The organism is Coleofasciculus sp. G2-EDA-02 (assembly GCF_040226375.1).
In the GTDB taxonomy this organism is placed as follows: domain Bacteria; phylum Cyanobacteriota; class Cyanobacteriia; order Cyanobacteriales; family Coleofasciculaceae; genus Coleofasciculus.
Map to the genome: position 1 here is coordinate 1 of NZ_JAVKEW010000259.1, position 4,952 is coordinate 4,952.

General features: G+C 47.5%; 5 protein-coding genes. 4 read left to right on the top strand and 1 reads right to left on the bottom strand.

Translation table 11 applies throughout. From position 1 onward, the window contains the following. Positions 1-243: 243 nt before the first annotated feature. Complete coding sequence (hemF, locus tag RLO19_RS29790; protein ID WP_446361222.1) at positions 244-1,278, bottom strand: oxygen-dependent coproporphyrinogen oxidase; 1,035 nt, start codon at positions 1,276-1,278, stop codon at positions 244-246. A 257-nt stretch (positions 1,279-1,535) separates the two neighbouring features. On the opposite strand from hemF, the gene RLO19_RS29795 reads away from it, so the two are divergent. The 4 genes from RLO19_RS29795 to RLO19_RS29810 form a co-directional block, all read left to right on the top strand. Further along, positions 1,536-2,018 carry an SRPBCC family protein gene (locus RLO19_RS29795; protein WP_446334655.1) on the top strand — a complete coding sequence of 161 codons (483 nt, stop codon included), beginning with the start codon at positions 1,536-1,538 and terminating at the stop codon, positions 2,016-2,018. A 134-nt stretch (positions 2,019-2,152) separates the two neighbouring features. After that, positions 2,153-3,220: an Mrp/NBP35 family ATP-binding protein gene (locus RLO19_RS29800; RefSeq protein WP_446361224.1), complete on the top strand. Its 1,068-nt coding sequence runs from the start codon at positions 2,153-2,155 to the stop codon at positions 3,218-3,220. A gap of 108 nt (positions 3,221-3,328) precedes the next feature. Next, entirely contained in the window at positions 3,329-3,928 is a 600-nt protein-coding gene (locus RLO19_RS29805; RefSeq protein ID WP_446361228.1) for an IS607 family transposase, read from the top strand. After that, on the top strand, positions 3,834-4,952 hold a 1,119-nt coding region (locus RLO19_RS29810; protein WP_446361226.1), incomplete at its 3' end, for an RNA-guided endonuclease InsQ/TnpB family protein. The genes RLO19_RS29805 and RLO19_RS29810, both read left to right, overlap by 95 nt.

Sequence of the window (4,952 nt, forward strand, 5' to 3'; positions counted from 1 at the left end):
CTTGGGTGTCATGACCAAAGGAAGCGTAGCCAACCTTGCCAGATGGTAGGTTACTCTTTTTTACGGCTGAGTCTGCACGCTCACCCCACCTACCCAAAATGCTTAGTTTTGGGTAGTTGTGGGTAGACATTTACGAGCGGTATCAATTCCGTTACTTAGGTGTTGGGCGAATTGTTGAAACAACAAGTAACTTAATTTGGCAACCTATGCTACTTATCCCGTAGTTTAACGCAGATGGTTAGATTAGGTCGAAGGAGTCCAGTTTACCCAATCTTGAGGTTTGAGAAAGATTTCATAAAGTTCAGCCTCTGGTGTATTCGGTTCGGGTTGGTAGCCATATTCCCAACGTACCAAGGGAGGGAGAGACATGAGAATCGATTCGGTGCGTCCGTTCGTTTGCAAGCCAAAGATCGTTCCCCGGTCATAAACTAGGTTAAATTCAACATACCGCCCCCGACGATAAAGCTGGAAGTTGCGTTCGCTTTCGCCATAGTCCATACCCCGCCGCCGCTCGACAATTGGCACATAAGCAGGCAAAAACGCCTTACCGCACTCCTGCACCCAGGCAAACAGTTGTTCCCAGGTTCGGGATGGTAACGCCCCCAGTTCCTTGCTGTAGATGGCTGCTGCTTTTTCTGGGTGGGGACCTTTATACAATTCCCCGCTTCCGTCTTGATAATCAAAAAACAGTCCGCCAACGCCTCGTGTTTCTTGACGGTGTTTGAGATAAAAATATTCATCACACCAACGCTTGAATACGGGATAGTACTCTGAGTGATGCTGATCACAGGCTGTTTTTAGGGTTTGATGGAAATGAGCCGCATCTTCAGCAAAGGGGTAGTATGGCGTTAAATCTGCTCCTCCACCAAACCACCAAACTGGTCCTGCTTCAAAGTAACGATAATTTAAGTGAACCGTGGGGATATAGGGATTGCGTGGATGCAGCACCATGGATGTACCCGTGGCATAAAATCCATGACCTGCGGCTTCTGGACGTTGGGTTAAAATCGAGGGCGGAAGCTGAGTCCCCCACACTTCAGAAAAATTAACACCCCCCTGTTCAAAGACAGCGCCATCCCGGATGACACGAGAACGACCCCCGCCTCCTTCTTCTCGCTGCCAAGAATCTTCCTGGAACTGACCCGCACCATCAAGTTCTGCCAAGGATTCACAAATAGTGTCTTGAAGCTGCTGCATGAACTGCTTCACTCTATCCCTAGAGTCAGTGGCAGGTAACGAAGGATTCGGATTTGTTGTCGGTGTCTGAGTTGCGGTCATAATTTCAATATTAGTAATACAGTATTACCCAAACCTGAAGACTATTGTTGGGTATTTTAAGGGTTCCAGCGTTTATTTTACAGGTTTCTGGTGTCAACTATCCAAACTAATTGCTAGACAATAGGTGGGGGCTTGATTGGGCTGTCTACCGCAACTGTGCTAACCGGGAAAGACGTTATTGGTTTGATAGGTCATCAGAACCGTGGCTTGCCGAACTATGATAAACATTGCTGAAGCGTCGCGATAGGAGGCGTGTTGTGATCCTAAATTTTTCTTTTAAGTTAATCGCTGGTCAAGAGGGTCTTTGGTGCAAGTTTTCCCTCTTTCGGACTTATCGCGCCCTCAGTCAGGCTCCAGTGGACGTTCTTTGGCAAAAATTAATCAATTTGGCAGATGTCTCCTGGAATCCTCTGCTGTGTAGCACTAATGCGCCCAGAGGATTAATACCTAAGCCCGGTTTAATTTACCAGGTGGTGACGCGCTTAATTCCCATTCCTGTGCGAGTTTTTGTCGAACGGGTATTGCCAGGTGAATTAATCAGCGTCCGGATGTTAGCCATTCCGGGGGTAGAAAATCGAGTGACTTATCGGGTGGAGTCAGGCTTGTGTGGGACTTACGTATCCTTTTCGGTGACAATGCGGGGATGGCTATCCCCCTTGCTGTGGTGGTTTATTCGCCCCTATGCTGCCCGTGTCGCTGCTGAATTGGCTCAAGCGGCAGAACAGGGAGCGGTTCTTTGATCAAATTTTGAGTTTTGAGTGAGGAAATTCTTTGACAGGTGAGGAATGAGTAATCAGCCGTAACCTATTAAGATATTAAGATTAATGAAGATGTTTGTCCCGGCACATTGTCACCCTAGGAACTTTTCCTGATTATGGTTGATATCCATTCAGTCTTAGACGTACTACGCCCTGTACAAGACCCTGAACTCCAAAAGAGTTTGGTGGAATTGAATATGATCCGCAATGTTAAAATCGACGGCGGGACGGTTAGCTTTACACTCGTGTTAACCACACCCGCCTGTCCATTGCGGGAGTTTATTGTGGAGGATTGCCAAAAGGCGGTGAAGCAGCTTCCGGATGTGGAAGAGGTTGTGGTAGATGTGACAGCCGAGACACCGCAGCAGAAATCTTTACCCGATCGCCAAGGGATTGATGGTGTCAAAAATCTGGTCGCTATTTCCAGTGGTAAGGGCGGTGTGGGCAAAAGTACTGTGGCTGTGAATGTAGCCGTTGCCCTTGCCCAGACAGGAGCCAAGGTGGGTTTGATTGATGCTGATATTTATGGACCCAATACCGCTGCGATGCTAGGATTAGCGGATGCCAAGGTTATGGTGCAACAGGGTCCTCAGGGAGAGGTTCTCGAACCCGCTTTTAATCACGGGGTTAAATTGGTATCGATGGCATTTCTGATTGACCCCGATCAGCCAGTAATTTGGCGCGGACCGATGTTAAATGGTATCATTCGCCAGTTTCTATACCAGGTGAATTGGGGAGAATTAGATTATCTGATTGTGGACATGCCACCGGGAACTGGGGATGCTCAGTTGACCTTAGCCCAAGCGGTACCTATGGCTGGGGCAGTGATTGTGACAACGCCGCAAAATGTTGCTCTGTTGGACTCCCGTCGCGGTTTGAAGATGTTCCAGCAATTGGGCGTTCCGGTATTGGGCATTGTCGAGAACATGAGTTATTTTATTCCACCCGATCTGCCTGATCGCCAATATGATCTGTTTGGCTCAGGTGGCGGCGAAAAAACTTCTCAGGAATTAGGGATACCCTTGCTGGGATGTATTCCCCTAGAAATTACCCTGCGACAAGGCGGCGATCGCGGCTTACCTATTGTCGTGGCTGAACCGGAATCCCCATCAGCCCAAGCGCTAATCGCGATCGCTAAAAGTATTGCGGCGAAAGTATCTGTTGCTGCCCTTAGCCACCGTTGATAGTTGGTTGAATTCCCAGTAGAAAAAGTAGGAGGTTGACTTAATCTTTAATTAACCGGACATATCCGGGTATAGTGGTACAATGCCGAAAGAATTGAGGATACCACTATTGTCAAATACGTCACCCCAAGGGAAGCAGCCGAAATCCTTGGGGTCAACGAACGAACTCTCAGGCGCTGGCATGAACAAGGGAAAATCGAAGCAATCTGGACACCATCCAAGCAGCGCCGATACAACGTCGAAAGCTATACAGCTAGAGCTAAATCTGGCTTGGACACCCGAATCCTCATCCTCTATGCCAGAGTCAGTTCTCGCGCTCAAAAGCCCGATCTCGACCGACAAGTCGAATATCTCGTCTCCAGGTACCCAGACGGAGAAGTTGTCTCAGAAATTGGAGGAGGGCTTAACTTCAAACGCAAAAAGATGCTTGCCGTATTGGGACGAGTCATGTCAGGGGATGTCAAACGCCTTGTGGTTGCTCACAAAGACCGATTGGCGAGATTCGGATTTGACTTGTTTAGATGGCTCTGTGAACAAAACGGGTGTGAACTCGTGGTCGAAGATGAGTCAAGTCTCTCTCCTTCCGAGGAGATGGTTGAAGACATCCTCGCCATTGTTCACTGCTTCAGTTCAAGGCTTTACGGACTCCGCAAATACAAGACTCAGATCTCGGAAGATCCGGATTTACCCAAGCGTCGAACTCAATAAAGTTTGGCGTAAATGGTTGGCGGCTTGTCGATATTGTTTCAACCAAGCTATTGCTTACCAACGACAGAATAAACGAGTTGGGAAGTTAAACTTGAGAAATATTGTCATGCAATCAGATTTGCCAGAATGGGTCAAAGAAACCCCAAGTCATATCCGACAAAATGCCATCTTTGATGCTCACAGGGCTGACAATGCAAGCGTTAATGCTAAATTCAGGAGCTGTCGGGACTTCCAGCAAACAATTAAGTTTAACGATAGCAACTTTAGTTCAGGGTGCTGGTATCCTCGCCTGACAAAAGGGTTAGAGTTTATCGCCTCTGAACCATTGCCTCAAGCTTGTTCAAATGCCACGCAACTTACATTTTCTAAGGGGAGATGGTTCGCCATTATCCCAGAAGAAGTGAAAGTTAATAGACAAGATAAAGATGGCGTTATTGCATTAGATCCAGGGGTCAGAACGTTTCTGACAGGGTTTGATGGGTCAAGGTTTGTTGAATTTGGTCGGGGTGATATCGGGCGCATTACTCGATTGTGTCAACACCTCGACAATCTTTACAGCCGAATGAGTAAGGTGGAAAGGAAGCAGAGGCGAAGAATGCGCCAAGCTGCTAATCGAATGAGAGCCAAAATTCGCAATCTCATTGATGAAGCACACAAGCAGATTGTCGGCTATCTAACTGATAATTACCGAGTCATATTTCTGCCGACTTTTGAGACTTCCCAAATGGTTGCCTTGGCGAGAAGAAAGATTCGGTCAAAAACAGTTAGAGCCATGCTGACTTGGGCGCATTACCGTTTTGAGTTATTCCTGACCCAAAAAGCAGAAATGACCAACACTATTGTGATTACAGGTTCGGAGGCTTACACCTCAAAAACCTGTACCAAGTGTGGTCATATTCATCAAACGTTGGGAGGCTCTAAGGTTTTCAAATGCCCATCTTGCGGTCATGTTTTGCCGCGAGACATGAATGGCGCTTTGGGCTTTATGCTCAAAGCTTTGCGGGATACCGCCTTCACCATCAAT

What these genes read in the sequence shown, in the direction of transcription:
- hemF (WP_446361222.1), bottom strand. Translation starts at nt 1,278, where the DNA reads ATGACCGCAACTCAGACACCGACAACAAATCCGAATCCTTCGTTACCT.
- RLO19_RS29800 (WP_446361224.1), top strand. Translation starts at nt 2,153, where the DNA reads ATGGTTGATATCCATTCAGTCTTAGACGTACTACGCCCTGTACAAGAC.